This window comes from Actinotignum sp. usb-actsch-rep-73 (assembly GCF_059082735.1).
In genome coordinates, this window is the sequence record NZ_JBHNPV010000083.1 from 77,984 (window position 1) to 95,871 (window position 17,888).

15 protein-coding genes are annotated in these 17,888 nt (G+C 57.1%); 12 read left to right on the forward strand and 3 right to left on the reverse strand.

Annotated features, from left to right (window positions below):
* Positions 1 to 97: 97 nt before the first annotated feature.
* The 3 genes from AC5RE1_RS07955 to AC5RE1_RS07965 are packed head-to-tail and all read left to right on the forward strand — an operon-like array spanning position 98 to position 5,060.
* Positions 98 to 394, forward strand: a complete 297-nt coding sequence (locus AC5RE1_RS07955) for a WhiB family transcriptional regulator (protein WP_103631983.1) — start codon at positions 98 to 100, stop codon at positions 392 to 394.
* 14 nt (positions 395 to 408) lie between these two features.
* Positions 409 to 3,651 (forward strand): glycosyltransferase family 2 protein, encoded by a 3,243-nt coding sequence (locus tag AC5RE1_RS07960; RefSeq protein ID WP_493938589.1) that lies wholly within the window; start codon positions 409 to 411, stop codon positions 3,649 to 3,651.
* Positions 3,648 to 5,060, forward strand: a complete 1,413-nt coding sequence (locus AC5RE1_RS07965; protein ID WP_179369793.1) for a DUF5719 family protein — start codon at positions 3,648 to 3,650, stop codon at positions 5,058 to 5,060. Before AC5RE1_RS07960 ends, AC5RE1_RS07965 begins: the two co-directional genes overlap by 4 nt.
* Positions 5,061 to 5,157: 97 nt before the next feature.
* On the opposite strand, the gene AC5RE1_RS07970 is transcribed toward AC5RE1_RS07965, so the two are convergent.
* Positions 5,158 to 5,577 carry a metallopeptidase family protein gene (locus AC5RE1_RS07970; protein ID WP_219810861.1) on the reverse strand — a complete coding sequence of 140 codons (420 nt, stop codon included), beginning with the start codon at positions 5,575 to 5,577 and terminating at the stop codon, positions 5,158 to 5,160.
* Positions 5,578 to 5,653: 76 nt separating this feature from the next.
* Between AC5RE1_RS07970 and AC5RE1_RS07975 the strand changes: the two genes are divergently transcribed.
* On the forward strand, positions 5,654 to 6,163 hold the full coding sequence (locus AC5RE1_RS07975; protein ID WP_006681332.1) for a DUF3499 domain-containing protein: 510 nt from the start codon (positions 5,654 to 5,656) through the stop codon (positions 6,161 to 6,163).
* 19 nt (positions 6,164 to 6,182) lie between these two features.
* Here AC5RE1_RS07975 and AC5RE1_RS07980 read toward each other — a convergent pair whose 3' ends face one another.
* A complete protein-coding gene (locus tag AC5RE1_RS07980) occupies positions 6,183 to 7,358 on the reverse strand; it encodes a DUF7847 domain-containing protein (RefSeq protein ID WP_493938592.1) in 1,176 nt (391 codons plus the stop codon).
* A gap of 155 nt (positions 7,359 to 7,513) precedes the next feature.
* Here AC5RE1_RS07980 and mtrA point away from each other — a divergent pair, with 155 nt between their 5' ends.
* From mtrA to hpf, 5 genes are all read left to right on the forward strand, one after another.
* Positions 7,514 to 8,194: an MtrAB system response regulator MtrA gene (gene mtrA / locus AC5RE1_RS07985; RefSeq protein ID WP_285068039.1), complete on the forward strand. Its 681-nt coding sequence runs from the start codon at positions 7,514 to 7,516 to the stop codon at positions 8,192 to 8,194.
* A 142-nt stretch (positions 8,195 to 8,336) separates the two neighbouring features.
* Positions 8,337 to 9,923, forward strand: a complete 1,587-nt coding sequence (mtrB, locus tag AC5RE1_RS07990) for an MtrAB system histidine kinase MtrB (protein ID WP_285101511.1) — start codon at positions 8,337 to 8,339, stop codon at positions 9,921 to 9,923.
* The gene (locus AC5RE1_RS07995; protein WP_493938595.1) at positions 9,920 to 11,626 is read left to right on the forward strand and encodes an LpqB family beta-propeller domain-containing protein; all 1,707 of its coding nucleotides are present in this window, start codon (positions 9,920 to 9,922) and stop codon (positions 11,624 to 11,626) included. Before mtrB ends, AC5RE1_RS07995 begins: the two co-directional genes overlap by 4 nt.
* A 372-nt stretch (positions 11,627 to 11,998) precedes the next feature.
* A complete protein-coding gene (locus tag AC5RE1_RS08000; protein ID WP_285069657.1) occupies positions 11,999 to 12,493 on the forward strand; it encodes a ComF family protein in 495 nt (164 codons plus the stop codon).
* A 191-nt stretch (positions 12,494 to 12,684) separates the two neighbouring features.
* Positions 12,685 to 13,332, forward strand: coding sequence for a ribosome hibernation-promoting factor, HPF/YfiA family (gene hpf, locus AC5RE1_RS08005; RefSeq protein WP_493938597.1), 648 nt, complete (start codon positions 12,685 to 12,687; stop codon positions 13,330 to 13,332).
* An 87-nt stretch (positions 13,333 to 13,419) separates the two neighbouring features.
* Here the strand turns inward: hpf and AC5RE1_RS08010 are convergent, their stop codons facing one another.
* Positions 13,420 to 14,154, reverse strand: coding sequence for an IclR family transcriptional regulator (locus AC5RE1_RS08010; RefSeq protein WP_006681325.1), 735 nt, complete (start codon positions 14,152 to 14,154; stop codon positions 13,420 to 13,422).
* Positions 14,155 to 14,315: 161 nt separating this feature from the next.
* Between AC5RE1_RS08010 and leuC the strand changes: the two genes are divergently transcribed.
* The 3 genes from leuC (at position 14,316) to murA (ending at position 17,882) form a co-directional block, all read left to right on the forward strand.
* Entirely contained in the window at positions 14,316 to 15,716 is a 1,401-nt protein-coding gene (leuC, locus tag AC5RE1_RS08015) for a 3-isopropylmalate dehydratase large subunit (protein ID WP_493938599.1), read from the forward strand.
* Positions 15,717 to 15,740: 24 nt separating this feature from the next.
* The gene (gene leuD, locus AC5RE1_RS08020) at positions 15,741 to 16,400 is read left to right on the forward strand and encodes a 3-isopropylmalate dehydratase small subunit (protein ID WP_493938601.1); all 660 of its coding nucleotides are present in this window, start codon (positions 15,741 to 15,743) and stop codon (positions 16,398 to 16,400) included.
* A 159-nt stretch (positions 16,401 to 16,559) separates the two neighbouring features.
* Positions 16,560 to 17,882 (forward strand): UDP-N-acetylglucosamine 1-carboxyvinyltransferase, encoded by a 1,323-nt coding sequence (murA, locus tag AC5RE1_RS08025; protein WP_285068044.1) that lies wholly within the window; start codon positions 16,560 to 16,562, stop codon positions 17,880 to 17,882.
* The last annotated feature ends 6 nt before the right edge of the window (positions 17,883 to 17,888 follow it).

The window sequence follows — 17,888 nt, forward strand, 5'->3', positions numbered from 1 at the left end:
CAGGCAAGGATTTCTCAATTACTCCCTCGGGCTTGACTTATGAAGATGACACGCGTGTAATTCTTATATTGATGTAAAACTGCAAGGAGATATTCGCGTGTGGAACATTCTCGGTGACGGACCGATTTCTTGGTCTGAAGCACTCGATGCTGACTTCTACGCGTCGATTGACGGTCCTCTTGCATGGCAAGAGCACGCACTCTGCGCTCAGACCGACCCGGAAGCCTTCTTCCCCGAAAAGGGCGGGTCAACACGCGAAGCAAAAGCTGTCTGCCAGTCCTGCGAAGTTCGTGAAGAATGCTTGCAGTACGCTCTCGACCACGACGAGCGATTCGGTATTTGGGGCGGGCTGTCAGAGCGCGAACGCCGTCGTATGCGTCGCCTCGCTATCTGAAAGATGACTCTCCAGTGAGCTCCTCTGTCGTAGCTCTCGTTGTTGCTCACGAGGCCACTGAAATCCTCAGCGATGTCCTCGTTGCTGTTCAAGCCCAGACAATGAAGCCTGGTGCAATCTATGTTATTGATTGTTCTCCAGCGTCAGACACTGAAATTGCTGGGCTCATTGGTCGCATTGCTCCCACGGCCCACAGAATCAGCGCGCCCCGCGCCAAGAACATTTCGCAGGCTCTCAATCGGGCGTTCGCCGATAAAGACGCTGCTCTGAACACCTACGCGTGGGCGTGGGTCCTTCACTCTGATTCCATTCCTGAACCAGACTGCTTGAATGCCCTCTGGGCACATGCAGACCGCTCACGCACCATCGGTGCCGTCGGTCCAAAACAAATGTGCTCCGATGGGTCCCACATCATTGAATGCGGTATTCAGGCAACGTCCAGCGCGCGTCGAGCTGACGGAATTCTCCGTGGCGAAATCGACCAAGGACAATACGACTCAACCTCTGATGTCCTGGGCGTCGGCACTGCGGGAATGCTCGTCTCCACCGTTGCCTGGAACGCAGTGGGAGGATTTGACACTGCTCTCGGTCCGTTCGGAGAAGGCCTCGATTTCTCCCGCCGGTTGCACCTTGCCGGCTATCGCGTTGTTGTAGCGCCCAAAGCGAGGATTCGCCACCTTCGTACCTCGTACATTCCTCCGGCACTACTGGCGCTCAGCGAAAACACTGAAGAGTCTTTAGACGACCAGCCTGCAACGGCGAGTGACGATGCCAGCGTTCTCGATCTGTTCAACCAGCCTTCCTCCATTTCCGTGCGCGTCCCCCGCGATATGAGTTTTGGCCAGCGTCGCTTTGCCCAGCTCTATAACTGGGCAAAGGGCGTGCGAGTCTTCACTTTGCCATTCTTGGCGCTCTGGCTTGCCTTCTGGTCGCCCGCGCGTGCTTTTGGGCGCTTAGTCAGCGGTCGCGGTGAACTGTTCTGGCCTGAATTGCGGGCATGGTTGGCTCTGATTGCGATAACCCCGCACCTGCTCTTAGCGCGTCACCGTGCAGCACGTAGTCGTATCGTTCCCGTCAAGGTTCTTCGCGAGCTGTACGTAAGCGGTCGACAGGTGCGTGACAGTGCGCGCAGACGACGTCAGGCAATCGGTCAAGACAAAGACGAAGACCCGCTGGTTACCGCATCGCGCGCTCAGTATCGTTCGCGCTCACGCGTAGCTTTCGCGACCATCATGCTCGCCACGATCGCCCTCGGCGTGGCCTTCTGGTGGGGACGTACCTCGTCAGTGAGTGGTGGCGCGTGGCGTACTCTCCCTTCGTCGTGGAGCGATCTTTGGGACGCAGCATGGGCTTCATGGATCCCCGGTGGCGATGGTATGGCCGGCCCTAACGATCCGCTGTTGATTCCCTTCGCACTTATTACGTGGCCTTTCTCTTTTGCCGGCATCGAACCGACTACCGTTATCGGCATCATTGCGATGCTCACCGGGCCACTTTCCTGCCTGAGCGCATGGCACCTGACCGGTCGTCTGACTCAGTCCATCACAGTGCGTGCCCTGGGATCGCTCGCATGGGCATTCCTTCCGTCCCTCAGCCTTGCCGCCTCGCAGGGGCGTATCGGACCGGCACTCTTCCACGTCCTGCTTCCCCTTGCCGTTGACCAATGGTTCCGCGTTCTCACTGCGCCAGAGCCTCTGCGAATTGCCGGAGCGCAAGGCACCGTGGAACTGCTCAGGTCAGAACGAACCGGTGCGTTAGCGCGCTTTGCGTTGACCTCGGCTTTCCTTGTTGCAGCGCTTCCTTCCGGGCTTCTTGCAGTGCTCTTCGTACTGATTGTGGCTACCGCAACCCGGCGCCTGCCATGGGTTCGCGCTCTGCTCGCTCTTCTTCCTTCGGTCGCTCTTGTCACTCCGCTCTACGCTTTCGCCCTGACCAGTCCCGGAGGCTGGCGAGCCTTGCTGGACGCTTCGGGCGGAACCTTTGCTTCCACGACCGCGCCCTCGTGGTTCACGGTGCTCGGATTGGGAAGCGCGGCCTCGTCGATTCTTGAAATGAGCATCTGGGTCGCGCCTTCGGCATTCTTAATCATCGGGGGAGTGGCATGCTCTTTCGCAGTCATGACCTCGTCGACGCTTAGCGCGCACCGTCGCAACCGCGTCGTCCCACTGATCGTGTTCACCAGTGCACTGATTCTTGCGTCGACACCCTTCGCCTCCAGACTCGATGCAGGCCTGAGCGGAGCAACCACGACAACTATCTGGACTGGCACTTACTTCTCGCTTGGCGCGGTCGGCATGCTTGTTGCCATTGCACTTTCGTCCTCTCACGTCAAGACGTGGGACGCCAAAGCACCGTTCTGGCTGAAACTGGTCGCTTTCATCGGCACAATCGGAATCGTCGCCGGTGGGGTGCTTCCTGCTTTCACTCACATTCGTGCGCTTGGCGCTGACGGCGACTTGACGCAAACTCAACGCTTGACTTCAGACCACGTCGTCGCCAACCCGAATGTGATCGCGGCAGTGTCCAAGCAGGCGCAAACGTCCGAAACTGCAGGACGCGTTCTTGTCCTGGACGCAGACGCAACATTCTTCGTCATTGATGCCAACGTGTGGCGCGCAAACGGACCGTCATTCACCGACTCAACAGCGCTTACCCGCGCGATCGCCTACCACGAGGCCACCTCGGGTGCACCATCGGACGCAGCAACAGCAGACCTTCAAACGCTGGTGCTCACGCTCGTTTCCTACCCTGACGCCTCTACAGTCCAGGCAATCGGTGAGCACGGAATCGACTCGATTCTGGTGCGCTCTGATTCTGTACAAGTCCAGCAGTTCGTGCAAGCACTGGCATCTGCCCCCGACATTGAACGCGTTGGCGAAACCGATGCGGGATACCTGTGGCGTATCCGCCCGCAAGGCCGTACCCCTGCGCGGGTGACACTGAATGCGTTCAACACCGTCGCCAGCCTCGACTCCGGCTTGCTTGATGCGCGTGGAACGGTTGAAAACACCGGAACGAATGCGACAGTGCAGCTGGCAGAACGCGCGCATTCCAGCTGGAAAGCAACAGTGAACGGAACCGAGCTCACCCCGCAGCTGGCCTCCAATGGCTGGGCGCAAGCATTTAGTGGGGTTACCGACGGAGAGCTTCACGTGTGGCATCAAAGCTGGTGGCAACTCCCGTGGATGATCGCATCACTGGTGGCTCTAGGATTCGCGTTCTTGGCCGGTATGCCGTGGAGGAAGCGTCGCTCATGACTGAACGCATGAACAAACCGGTCGCACTGCTCGCTTCCCTTGGTGCGCTTGCACTCTTGGGGCTTGCCGCTAGCGCTACAACGTTCCTGTCCGGTGAAGAACCCACGACGATTGAAACACCCGTCATCACGGCTGCCCCGTCATCGGTGACGCTTGCATGTCCACCGGGAATCATTGACCCATTCGCGTCGACTCCTGCCACCACGACTGCAGGACACATCTGGTCGACTCTTGCCCCCACAGACGGTGATGAACTGGCCCGATCGATCACTGCCTCAGGGGCGCCAAATGAAGAAATCGGCGTTCCTACAGGTGTTGTCATCACTGGCCAAGGTGGCGGAGAACTACTGGGATTGTCAGCCACGGGCTGCTCACTTCCCAGCGGCGATCAATGGATTCTTACGGGCTCGACGTATGCGGGTAATGACGTTGTTCTTGCTCTGGCCAATCCCAGCGCAACCCCAGCAACCGTTTCCGTGACCGGCTATGGGCCGATTGGATTGCTGGACGATGCTCCGCACACGCTCACCGTGCCCGCTGGGAAAACGATCACCGTCGTGCCCTCGGGCTGGTACCCCGACGAAGAGAGAATCGCCCTGCATATTGAGTCCGATTCGGTGGGCATCTCCGCGTGGGCTCAAACTTCCCGATTGGATGGCGAAATCCCCGCTGGTGCCACATGGAGTGCGTCGACGAAACCTGCGACACAAGTAGTGTTCGCGGGTCTTGGTGGCGAAACAGCGTCTCTTCTCCGCATCGGTGTCCCCGGGGAAGACCCCGCGTCGATTCAGGTCACCTTGATCGGCGAGGACGGGTCAAAGGTTGTCGAAGGAACAGAACTGGAAATTGATGCCCAAACCGTTCTGGATATTCCACTGACGGGTATCGCATCAGCCGCCAGTGGCATTATGGTCACGTCCGATGCGCCGGTCGTGAGTGCCATTGAACAATCGTGGGATGGCGGAAAGTGGGCGCAGACGGATCAGACGTGGACGATCCTGTCGAGTATCGCCACTGCGAACGCTCTCTCGAAGGCAGATATTCCAGGGCTAACAACCCTGAGTGATCTGGTAACAAAGGAACTGAGTGCCACGCCTCTGCGCGCAACGTCTCTGGAAAGTAACTCCGGTGTGAGCGACGTGACTGCGCAGATGGTACTGGTGAATCCTCTCACGGATGCGTCCTCAGACGCTACGGTCAGCGTTGCTGGTCGGGAAGTCCAAGTTCCTGCGGGCACATCCACCGTCGTTGATCTTCCTAGAGATGACGGCAAGGTGACATCTGATCAGCAGATTTACGCCTCCATCGTTGTCAGCGCAACAACTCCGAATGGTGTTGTGCACGCAACGTGGAATGTTGGCACCGGAGGGTTGGCAACGCAACAAGCTAGGGTCCACGTCGGCCCCTGACGACGTCCCGGCTGGCAGTGTGTTTTCAACTAGGTAAGGCACGCATATTAGCCGACGCGCTGACAACGTGTTCGGCTGGCAGTGTGTCTTCAACCTGTCAGCGCAGGTATTCGTCTAATTCATCCGGCGGAATCGCCAAGATGTGCGAGATCCTGTCGACCAGAATCTGACGTGTAATCTTCACGACGTCCTGATCGCCTGCGCGAAGAACGATCGGAAGCCGATAGATGACAATTCTGTCTCGAAGACCTCGCCTGCGATCAGCGTGGAAAATGCGTGCAAGCACTTCAGCGTGAGATTCCCACGGAGCTGGATTTGACGGAGGAACATCCTCGGTAGCGAATTCGATTGTTGCCACTTCGGGCCAGCGTCGAGTGAGCTCTACGATGTGCGCGCCGATCATTTCATCGAAGGCTTCGCGCCTGGTTCGCCATGCGGGTGTTCCCGGGAAAAAGACGGGACCCCTGCCACCACGACCATGAGGATCGCGACGAGGATGATGAATTCGACTAGGCACCCCACAACATTAACGTGCTTCGCCTTAGTCAGAGTGCCAACGCCCCGAATGGGTAATCCTGGCGTAGGCTATGGGGGTGATTTCGGCTCGTCTTTGTTCTAAGCCAGGATGCTCACGTCCGGCAGTTGCCACGTTGACCTATGACTATGCGGACGCTACGGCTGTCCTCGGCCCACTGTCAACATATGCGCAACCCAACGCGTATGACATGTGCGAAGACCACGCGAACCGCTTTAATCCGCCTCAGGACTGGCAGCTCATCCGACTTGTCACCCACTTTGATTCGGTTCCGCCTTCGGGCGACGATCTGCTTGCCCTTGTGGACGCGGTTCGCCAGGCCGCCAAGACGCCTACCTCGTCATCCGAAGCATCGCAGGCTGGAGTTCCTCCGCGTTCGTCCGCCTCTCAGGCAACGGATTCGCCATCGCGTAGTTCCAGACCGCGAACCTACGAGGCCTGCGAACGAGGTCCGTTTACGTCCCAAGATCCTGATACTTCAAGCCCTCTTGACCCGCAGTCTCCGTATGCGAAACGCAGGGCTCAGTTCACGGTTATTTCTGATTCTGACGCTCCGCACTCACACTAAACGGACGCGCTCAGCAGGCTCAGTGACGAATCTGCTCCATCAACGTGTACGCGAAGTTTTCTTTGCGGATACGTTCGTCGACGTACATCAACGCGATGTATGTCTGCGAAAGAGGCATGACAAGCATCTGCACGATCGTGGATGCTACTGCCGCTAACGGAATTGCGGTCAGATACATCTGCGGATCGGTACTGATGGTGAACGAAGTGAAGTCGGTACTGATGGTGAACGTAGTGAATGTGGAGAGCACTCCGGAGAAAATACTTCCGATCGCGCCCATCACCATTGCAATCAGGATGGTGCGTCCAAGAGTCTTGAACGCTACGCCTTGTGTGAGCTTCCACGAGCGTTTCAACGCTTTAAATGGGGAGAGATTTTCTACCGCGCATACCGTTTGAGCAAAAATGAACCGAACGTGGAAGAACACGCACACAAGGAATGTCGTGATCGCTCCAACTGAGCCGAAGAGCAAGAAAACCATCATCATCTGAGTGTGGCTACGGTCGGTGACGTAGTTTACGCCTAGGGCGACCAGCGAGAATACGGTGAACGTAACGCTGACGATCAGGGTGAAGAGGAATGCCCAGAGAATGTTTAAACCGATCATGGCAAGCAGTCTGGACTTAAAGCGCTTGAAGGCATCTTCGGCGGATAGCTTCTTACCGATGATCGCGTCAGCCGTACCGTTTGGAACCACGATCGCTGGGAACAAGCCAGCTAGACCAAGCAGAATCAGAACGAAGGGAATAGTACGAAGCGTCATCGTCATCCCGATTGTCGACAGGTCATCGGTCGATATGCGACCGTCAAAATCAACAAGCGACGTGAAATTCGGTAACGCGAAATAGATCGTGACGAGCGTAATGATCCCAGTAACAATCGTGACGATTCCGGGAAGAATAAACAAGATGAACGGGTTCTTTGAAAGAGCCTCGAACGTTCCAGAAAACAGGTCACCCACGCCCAGTGGGCGCAGGGGGATAATTCCGGGCTGAACTGGGGAGGGAGAACCGGGCGACATTGGCGTGGAGTTCATTGCCTGAAGGGGAGGCTGATTGAATCCCTGGGTGGACGAAGGATCCTGAGAGGCACACACAGTGGCATTGTCCTGTGGGTGGAACTGTGGAGTGTTCGGAGAATCCGGTTCTCCCCATGAACCCACGTGGAGGTGGCGGAAGTCGTTTGAATCAGTCATGACGGCTCTCTGGAGGTCACTTCAATCAATGAAGATGAAAAAAGTATGGCATGAGACGATAAAAAGATAAGGGAAAAGGGTAGCGAAAAGGGGTAACGTTGAACCATTTGGCGAGTCGAGTCACAAAAACCGTTCGATCGTGACACGATCGTTATATGACTTCGCGAATCCTAGTAGTCGACGATGACGTCGCCCTTGCAGAGATGATTGGCATCGTATTAGAAGCCGAAGGATTTGCTATCGCCACCTGCTCAGATGGAAGCGGAGCGCTCGCGGCTTTCCGCGCGTCGAATCCTGATTTGATCCTCTTGGATCTCATGCTGCCCGGTCTCGACGGAATTGAAGTCTGCCGACAGATTCGTCTGGAGTCGGATGTTCCGATTGTCATGCTGACCGCTCGCACGGATACGTCAGATGTTGTGGCTGGCCTGGAAGCAGGTGCGGACGACTATGTGGCAAAGCCGTTTAAGCCGAAGGAGCTTGTTGCTCGAATTCGTGCACGTCTGCGTGGGCGTGACGACTCAGGTGACGAAAAGCTGTCGATTAATGACGTCGAGATTGATGTTCCTGGGCACGAGGTCATGCGTGGGGGCGAAGCAATTTCGCTGACCCCGCTTGAATTCGATCTTCTTGTCGCGCTGGCGCGAGCACCGTGGAAGGTGTTTAGTCGAGAAGAACTTCTTGAGCAGGTGTGGGGGTACCGCCATGCGGCGGATACACGTCTTGTGAATGTTCATATCCAGCGTCTGCGTTCGAAGATCGAACGAGATCCGGAAAAGCCTGAAGTTGTTATCACGGTGAGGGGAGTCGGCTACCGTGCCGGCGCAGGCGCCTGACCGTGGCGTGGCAAGCGACACTGACTCGGAGCTCGTTCAAGATGACGCGGTGGCTTCAACCAGCGATGTTGCCAGCTCGCCTGACACGCCTTATCACAAGTATCCGCGGCTGAAGAAGTGGGTTCAGAGCCTTCGAACACGTGTGCGTAAGTGGACGAACTCGCGTGTCTACACAGCCGTCTATCGCTCTGGGCCTGCGCGCGCGGTCCGCGCCTCGCTATCACTTCGTTCGGCTTTAGCGATCACGGTTGCAGCCCTCGGAGTGATCACTGTTTTCGGACTGCTCGTGTCTGCTGAGTTGAAAGATACCGCATTTGAGTCGCGTCGAATTCAGATCCTCGAAGACGCAGCCCTGCGTTTTTCAAGCGCCCAGGTTGTTTTCGACCAGTCAACGGCTTCAACTCCCGATCAGGTTCAGGAAGCTGCCCGTCAGGTTGTTCAGAACATTCGGGCATCTGCCGGCGGTGCGGGTGCTGTTTCTGTTATTCTCTTGCGTTCTCAGACCTCGACATCGACGTTCCGTATCAACCAGATCGTCGACGCGAATGTTGATGCGTTGATCGACACCGAAATGCGTGATGCCGTGCAAAACGGGGGACAGGCTCAGTGGAAGTCTGTTGCCATCCCAGCCAACGGCGATCACGTGGATCCGGGAATCCTTGTCGGAACGACGGTGCGTCTTCCTCGAGCAGGAACGCACGAACTGTACATCGTCTATTCCCTTGCCTCCGATCAACGCCAAGTGAATATGGTGATGCGTGTCCTTTTGGTCGCCGCCACTCCCTTGATGATTGCTCTGCCAGTTGGCGCGTTTTGGATGCTATTTCAGTTGCTTCGTCCCGTTCGCAAAACGGCAGATGCGGCGAAGAAACTTGCTACCGGTGATCTGGACGTTCGTCTTGACGTCAAGGGCAGTGACGAAATGGCTCAGCTGTCGGGGGCCTTCAACCTGATGGCTGAATCCTTACAATTAAAGATCGAAGAATACGATGAGCTCTCACAGCTTCAGCAGCGCTTCGTTTCCGATGTGTCCCACGAACTTCGAACGCCTTTGACGACAATCAAGATGGCGGATTCAGTCATCTGGGATAACCGGGATGCCCTCCCCGCTCTGGCGAAACGATCGGCTGAACTTCTCCACGATCAGACAGAACGAATGGATTCACTGTTTACCGATCTGCTTGAGATCTCACGCTACGATGCTCGCTCAGCCGATCTTGAAGCTGAAATGACGGACCTGAAGACGGTTGTTGCCAGGGTTATTGAAGCTAATACTGAGCTGGCATATCGGCTGGGTGTACCCGTCGCACTTCACGCGGGCGAAGAACGGTGTGCGTGCCCGATTGATGTGCGTCGTATCGAGCGCGTGCTACGCAATCTTCTCGTGAATGCTCTTGAATTCGCTGAAGGAACTCCGGTTGATATTACGGTCGCTCAGAGTCAAACAGACGTTGCTGTCAGGGTGCGCGACCATGGCGCCGGTATGAGTGAGGAAACAGCCTCCCACGTTTTTGACCGCTTCTTCCGCGCGGATTCTTCGCGTAAACGCACAACGGGTGGTACCGGGTTGGGTCTGTCCATTTCTGCAGAGGACGTGGCGCTTCACGGGGGCACTTTGGTTGCGACAGGAAAGATTGGCGAAGGAGCCTCGTTCGTGATGACCCTGCCGAAGGCGGCGGGTGGGACCGTAGTGTCGACTCCTCTTGAATTGTGGGAGGAAGCCACATGATGAGGTGTGCCCTCAAGCGACGATGTGCGTCCGGATTATTGTCCGGAATCCTCATGTTTGGCCTTGCCGGCTGTATTGCGTTGCCTCTGGCATCGGATCCAGCGCCCTTTGAGGTGTCTGTTCCTGACGTTGATCCCGTTGAATTTGCTGCTGATGGGCCTTTGAAGAATTCTGATCCGCAGACGTTGATTTCTGATTTTCTTCTTGCAAGCGCTGCGGGAACGAATGATGATTTTGCGACTGCGCGCTTGTTTTTAACGGCTGCTTCCCAGCAGGTGTGGGCACCAGATGATGAGGCTCTGATCTATGACACTGCTTCGTCGCCGTCGATTTCAATTAAAGGTGATGAGGGATCGGGAACGTTAACAGCAACGGTGACTGTTCCCGCTGTCGCCTCAGTGAACAGTGAAGGCGTGATGACGCGGAGCGAAGACTCCATGATCTCGTCGACGTTCAACCTGGTCCAAGAGGGCGGGCAGTGGCGCATCGATTCCCCCGAAGATGCGTTCATCGTTTCTCAAACGGCGTTCAGCGCTGCCTATGAACAAGCGAACCTCTATTTCCCAGCGAGGACCGGGGATGCCTTGGTTGCGGATCCTCGTTGGTATCCTTCGCGTCGCCTTGCCTCGCATCTGCTCTCAGGTCTGATCGCTGGGCCGAGCCAAACGATCGAAGCGGCGGTCATGAATGCGATTCCCGGTGGAACGACGTTCCCGGCTCAGGGGGTTGAAATCAGTGATCAGATCGCGAAAGTGGATCTGAGCTCCCCCACGGTTGGCGAGGGAACCCCGCGTCAGCTTCTTGCGTGGGAGGTGACGGAAACCCTCCTTCAGGATTCGCAGATTTCCACAGTGGATCTGAGTCTTTCCGGGGTTTCTCTTGAAGGGGTCGAGACTCCGGCGTTGTCCTCCTATTCGTTGGATACGCGAATTGCTTTGCAGGCAGGCCGCATTGGATCGCTGGCGGGCTCTACTCTGACACCGTTTGACTTGCCGATTTCTCCTGCGTCTTCCGCGTCGTATCCGGCGGTGTCGCCGATTAACCGCGATGTTGTGGCATGGCGCGAAGGAAATTCGCTGGTCGTGTCCGCCTCGGGTGCTCAAGGCGCGCATTCGTCGGTGGACGTGGGGTCGGGGAACGAGGCCGGGGCTCCTTCGATTGACCGCTTCGGCTGGGTCTGGTCGCCCGCTTCAACAAGCGGACCGATCATTGCAACGACTCCCGACGGCCAGGTTGGACGTGTTCCCATGAATGAAACAGGTGTTGTGAGCGTGCTTCGCGTTGCCATTTCGCCCGATGGCGCGCGAGCTCTTGTTTTGTCTGGAACGCCGTCGAACGCGACCGCTTGGATGTTCGCGGTTGCGCGAGATAGTAGCGGTGTGCCATTAGGCCTTGAAGACGGTCAGGCGATTCTCGGTATTCACGGGCAGATTGCTGATCTTTCGTGGGCTGGTTCGTCGTCCTATGTGGTTGTTCGTTCGGCTGAATCGTCGGCTGATAGTGACGATATGGAACTGGATGAAGTTGCGATTGGTGGCTTTGTTTCCCAGTCCGAGGTTCCAGATCAGGCCTTAGCAGTCAGTGCTGGTCTGACGACGGCGAATGTGTGTGTGAAGGCCCCTTCGGGTAGCGTCACGTGTCGAACGGGTGCTTTATGGCAGGCTATGCCCGCAACTTTCGCCGACGTGCGATTCCCTGGCTAGAGTGCGCATCTGATTCATTTTCAGTTTCGTTTTCACGTCAAAGTGAACAATTGTTAAACACCGTAGCAAATTGAGGCGGGTTATCCACAGAATGCAGATTCCCCGTTCGCCCTCCTTGAAGCAGAGGCACATGATGGAGAAATGGAGGTTCTTCAGCGTTTACGCATCGCGGTTTTGTCCCTGCTGTCAATACTGATGCCTGCTCAATGTGCGGGTTGTATGGTCTGGGATCATGTCGTGTGTCCGCGTTGTCGTAGTATCGCGCTTCGATCCGCTCGATTAGAGCGGATCGGCCTCGTCACCTTAGGGAAGAGCGAAACGGGAATGCCATGCGCGCCCTGTGATAATGACGGAAGTGGCGCCACCGTGCCGATGGCGTTTATCGGAAGGTATGACGGCGAGTTGAGGAACATCATCATCGCCTCTAAACATTCGCCGACCTTTCGTGGCGACGACTTCTTATATGACGCGGGCGCAAGTGTGGGGCGTTGTCTTGCCACTGCGCTTCCAGGCGATGAGCCGTGGTGGGTGATTCCTGCGCCGTCGAGCTGGAAACGAGTGCTTCACGGTAAGAATGTGACCGGCGCTTTTGCCCGGGGTGTTGCGTTAGGGCTTGCGCAGGTCAGTGGACGGCCAGCGCGGGTGGTTGGCGCAGTTCGTTTGCGGTTTGGCGTGCGCTCTCAAGCGGGTCGTGGGGGACGAGGCCGCCGTCTCGATCGAGCCGGATCCATGCGCCGGCGGCTTCATATTCCCGCCAATGTGGCGGTAGTGATTGTTGATGATGTGTTGACAACAGGAGCGACATGCCGTGAGGTGGCGCGCGCTGTTGGACGGGTTGACGCGGTCGGCGTATGCGCCCGAGTTTAGCCTTTCTATGACGCAGCTCACGAAAAAAGGGGTATGATAGGCGTATAACCGATAGAGCAAAGATGACCCGAAGAATGGCGTCTTTGCCCAGTGACTGGGGGTGATAGCTACGATCACCGTCCGATGCGATGAGGCAATCGGACATTCAACCCCGCGAGCAACGAAGCTCGCCAGCTTCCCATGGAGGAAAAATGGACATCACTGTCGTCGCACGCAACGCGGAAATCCACCCGAACTTCCGTGAGTACGTCGAAGAGAAAGTCTCGAAGATTACCCTGTTCTACCCGCGCGCTCAGCGCGTCGACGTGGAACTGACACACGAACGTAATCCTCGCCAAGCAGATACCGCCGAGCGAATTGAGCTCACGGTCTACGGCAAGGGTCCAATCATTCGAGCAGAAGCAGAATCCGGCGACCGCTACGCAGCTGTAGATATTGCGGCCGGTAAACTCTTCGAACGCCTCCGTCGCTTGCGTGACCGCGCCAAGGATCATCATCGTCGCTACTCTCACGAGATGGATGAGGTCGAGTTCCTCGAAGAACCCGTGCCGGTTGAAGATACCATCGAAGAGGCCGCTCCGCTCAAGCTTCGCTCTGCGGAAGACCTCAAGGTTGGTGAAGCACGCGAAGAGCAGCTTGGCGATACTCCGATCCTGGTTCGTCAAAAGGTTCACGAAGCCGAACCGATGACGGTTGATGAAGCACTCAACCAGATGGAAATGGTTGGCCACCCGTTCTTCCTGTTCATTGACAAGGAAACGAAGCAACCGTGCGTCGTCTACCACCGACACGGTTGGACCTACGGTGTCCTGCGTCTGAACACGACAACGGACTGCTGACGACTCGATAGTCAAAAAGTGTGAGTCCCAAGAGTTTTCTTGGGGCTCACACTTTTATGCGTTGGAGGTTAAAGGCGGAAGAGGAGGTTAGAGCTCGCCGTCTTCGACACTACGCAGGAAGTCAGACAGGCGGTTTGCTGCTGCGACGACGGACGGGCCGTGCTGGCGACCGGGCTGGCGCCCCATGCGTTCAATCGGACCGGAAATCGACAGGGCAGCGAGGACTCGACCCGAGGGGCCTCGTACCGGAGCGGAAACTGACGCGACTCCCGGCTCGCGTTCGCCGACAGACTGTGCCCACCCGCGCCGACGAACCTGAGAGAGCGTCGTCGCGTTGAAGGAGGCTCCGTAAAGACCACGGTGGAGGCGGTCGGGTTCTTCCCATGCAAGCAGAACCTGTGCTGCGCTACCGGCGGACATCGATAGAGTTGCGCCAACCGGGATGGAGTCGCGCAGACCCATCTCACGTTCGGATGCGGCAACGCAGACACGGTAGTCGCCTTGGCGACGGAAGATCTGTGAGGATTCCTTCGTATGATCCCGAAGAGCCTTCAGGACGGGCATCGACGCCGCAAGCAGACGGTCTTCGCCAGCAGACGAAGCGAGTTCTTGGAGGCGGGGACCGAGAACAAAACGTCCCTGCATGTCGCGAGCAACCATGCGGTGGTACTCAAGGGCAACCGCTAGACGGTGCGCGGTGGGTCGGGCCAAACCTGTCGCGGAGACGAGTTGAGCCAAGGTGGCAGGTCCGGCTTCAAGCGCGCCGAGAACGAGTGCTGCCTTGTCAAGAACTCCGACTCCACTAGTCGTTGAATCCTCCATATTCAAAAGTTTGCCATCTCAACCAATGAGACTGCAACTCTTCGCATGCTGAAACGGCAGACGATGAACAAGGAAACAGCAAGCGAATAAGTCGCTCGGTGACCGTTTGTCTGTAAGTAAGCGCTGTTCAGGACTATTTTGAACGCACGTAAGGGGGAAACATGACCGGCACAATGGCCGAAAAGGTCTGGCAAGACCATATTGTGAAAAAGGGCGAAGGTGGCGCCCCTGACCTTCTTTACATTGACCTCCACCTTGTTCACGAAGTGACCAGTCCCCAGGCTTTCGAAGGGCTGCGCTTGGCAGGGAGAAAGGTTCGTCGTCCCGATCAGACGATCGCCACCGAGGATCACAATACCCCGACCCTCGATATCGACCTGCCGATCGCTGATGAGACCAGCCGTACACAGATTCACACTCTGCGTTCGAACGCTGAAGAGTTCGGTATTCGTCTGCACTCGTTGGGTGATGCCGACCAGGGCATCGTTCACGTTGTCGGCCCGCAGCTGGGTATCACTCAGCCGGGTATGACAATTGTCTGCGGTGACTCGCACACCTCGACGCACGGTGCATTCGGCGCACTCGCATTCGGTATCGGTACCAGCCAGGTCGAACACGTTCTGGCAACCCAGACCCTGCCACTGGCTCCGTTCAAGACCATGGCAATCACCGTCAACGGTTCCCTGCCTGCAGGGTCGACTGCGAAGGACATCATCCTCGCTGTCATCGCAAAGATCGGCACCGGCGGTGGCCAGGGCTACGTTCTGGAATATCGAGGTCAAGCAATCCGCGAGCTGTCGATGGAAGGCCGCATGACGATCTGCAACATGTCGATTGAAGCGGGCGCCCGCGCCGGCATGGTTGCTCCCGACGAAACCACCTTCGAATACATCAAGGGACGTCCGCACGCTCCCGAAGGGGAAGAGTGGGAACGCGCAGTCGAATACTGGAAGACTCTGCGATCCGACGATGATGCCGTCTTCGATAACGAGGTCATCCTCGAAGCAGCCGATATTGAACCATTTGTCACTTGGGGCACAAACCCCGGCCAGGGCGTGCCGCTCTCAGCCACTGTCCCGAATCCGGATGACTTCACCGATGAGACTGGCAAGATGGCAGCCCAGCGTGCGCTTGAATACATGGGGCTCGAGGCGGGCACTCCGATGCGTGAAATCCCGATCGATACCGTCTTCCTCGGCTCGTGCACGAACGGTCGTATCGAGGATCTGCGTGCAGCGGCAGCCGTCATCAAGGGCCGTAAGAAGGCAGACAACCTGCGCATGCTGGTCGTGCCCGGCTCTGCTCGCGTGCGCCTGCAGGCTGAAGCTGAAGGACTGGACAAGATCTTCACCGACTTCGGCGCCGAATGGCGTAATGCCGGTTGCTCGATGTGCCTGGCAATGAACCCCGACAAGCTGAAGGAAGGGGAGCGTTCAGCATCCACCTCGAACCGTAACTTCGAAGGTCGCCAGGGTAAGGGTGGTCGCACCCACCTGGTTTCCCCGCTGGTTGCCGCTGCAACTGCGGTTCGAGGCACCCTGTCCAGCCCCGCTGATCTGTAAGAAACGAAGAAGGAGATAACACTCATGGAGAAGTTCACGACCCATACCGGTGTTGGTGTTCCGCTTCGTCGCTCGAACGTCGATACCGACCAGATCATTCCCGCCGTCTACTTGAAGCGCATTACTCGCAGCGGCTTCGAAGACGCTCTCTTCGCTGCTTGGCGTAACGATCCCGAGTTCATCTTGAACCAGGATGCGTACCGCTCTGGCTCTGTCCTGATTGCCGGCCCCGACTTCGGTACCGGTTCGTCGCGTGAACACGCGGTATGGGCGTTGAAGGACTACGGTTTTCGCGTCGTCCTGTCTGCCAAGTTTGCCGATATTTTCCGAGGCAATGCGGGCAAGCAGGGTCTTGTTGCTGGCGTGATCTCTCAAGAAGACTGTGAGTCCCTGTGGAAGATCCTCGAAAACGAGCCGGGCACCGAAGTCACTGTCTCGCTTGAAAACAAGACGGTGACCGCCGGTCCGATCACCGCGTCCTTCCAGATTGATGACTACGTGCGCTGGTGCCTGATGGAGGGCCTCGACGATATTGCTCTCACTCTCCGCGACGAAGACGCAATCGACGCCTACGAAACCAGCCGTCCTTCTTTCAAGCCGAAGACGCTTCCGGCGAAGTATCTTCCGAAGGAAGAGGTCATTCCTGCTCGTCCTGTTGGGCTGGGAATGCCGTCCGCTCGCTGAACGAGTTCGGGTCACTGAATACTTCGAAACTCGGTTTCATCTGAGTGTGTTGTGCCGTGAGTGAATCTGTGGGAGACGTGACTCTCCTTTGCAGACGCTCACGGCACGCCGTGCTTTAAAGTTGAGGCAGACTATTCATCTTTTTGAGGAGCCTGATTCATGCCCTCCGTGCTTCGCGTTGAAGGCGGTCACCCGCTAACCGGTGAAATCACTGTTCGTGGTGCCAAGAACTTCGTGCCCAAAGCGATGGTTGCGTCGCTTCTTGGTGAATCTCCGTCACAGCTGTCGAACGTGCCGTTGATTCGCGACGTTGATGTTGTGTCGGACCTGTTGCGCCTTCACGGCGTGACTGTTGATTTCGACCAAACAACCGGTGTGATGACGCTGGACCCGACGAACGTTCAGGTTGCGTCGCGCTCTGACATCGATTCCCTCGGCGGGGCTTCGCGCATCCCGATTCTGTTCTGCGGTCCGTTGTTGCACCAGCTCGGTGAAGCCTTCATCCCGGAACTGGGTGGGTGCAACATCGGTGGTCGCCCCATTGACTTCCACCTTGAAGGCCTGCGCAAGTTTGGCGCGAACGTCGATAAGCGTGTTGACGGCGTCCACATCACGAAGCCCGCAGAGGGCTTGCACGGTGCGGTTATTGAGCTTCCGTTCCCTTCAGTCGGTGCCACCGAGCAGACCCTTTTGACCGCTGTTCGTGCTGAAGGTATTACCACCTTGAAGGGGGCGGCGATCGAGCCTGAGATCATGGATCTCATTAACGTCCTGCAGAAGATGGGTGCCATCATCTCCGTCGATACGGATCGCACGATCCGCATCGAAGGCGTGCCCACGCTGAAGGGCTACCGTCATACCGCACTTCCTGACCGTATTGAGGCTGCATCATGGGGCGCCGCTGCGCTGGCAACCCGCGGTGATATTTATGTCCGTGGCGCACACCAGCCCGACATGACGACCTTCCTTAACACCTTCCGCAAGGTTGGTGGAGCGTTCAACATCGACTCTGACGGCATCCGCTTCTACCATCCCGGTGACGAACTGAAGTCGATTGCCCTTGAAACGGCCGTACACCCGGGCTTTATGACCGACTGGCAACAGCCTCTTGTCGTTGCTTTGACTCAGGCTGAAGGCCTGTCCATCGTTCACGAAACCGTCTATGAGAACCGATTTGGGTTCACGAAGGCCCTGCGCAAGATGGGCGCAAATATTCAGGTCTACCGCGAGTGCTTGGGCGGAACACCGTGCCGTTTCGGCCAGCGTAACTTCTTCCACTCCGCTGTTATTTCCGGCCCCACTCCGCTGCATAGTGCGGACATCGAGGTTCCTGATCTGCGCGGTGGCTTCTCGCATCTGATTGCTGCGCTTGCCGCTCAGGGAACGTCTACGGTTGCTGGCATTGACGTGATTGCTCGAGGCTATGAGCACTTTACGAAGAAGCTGCACCAGCTGGATGCTCGCGTCGACTACGTGAAGTAAGCGAAT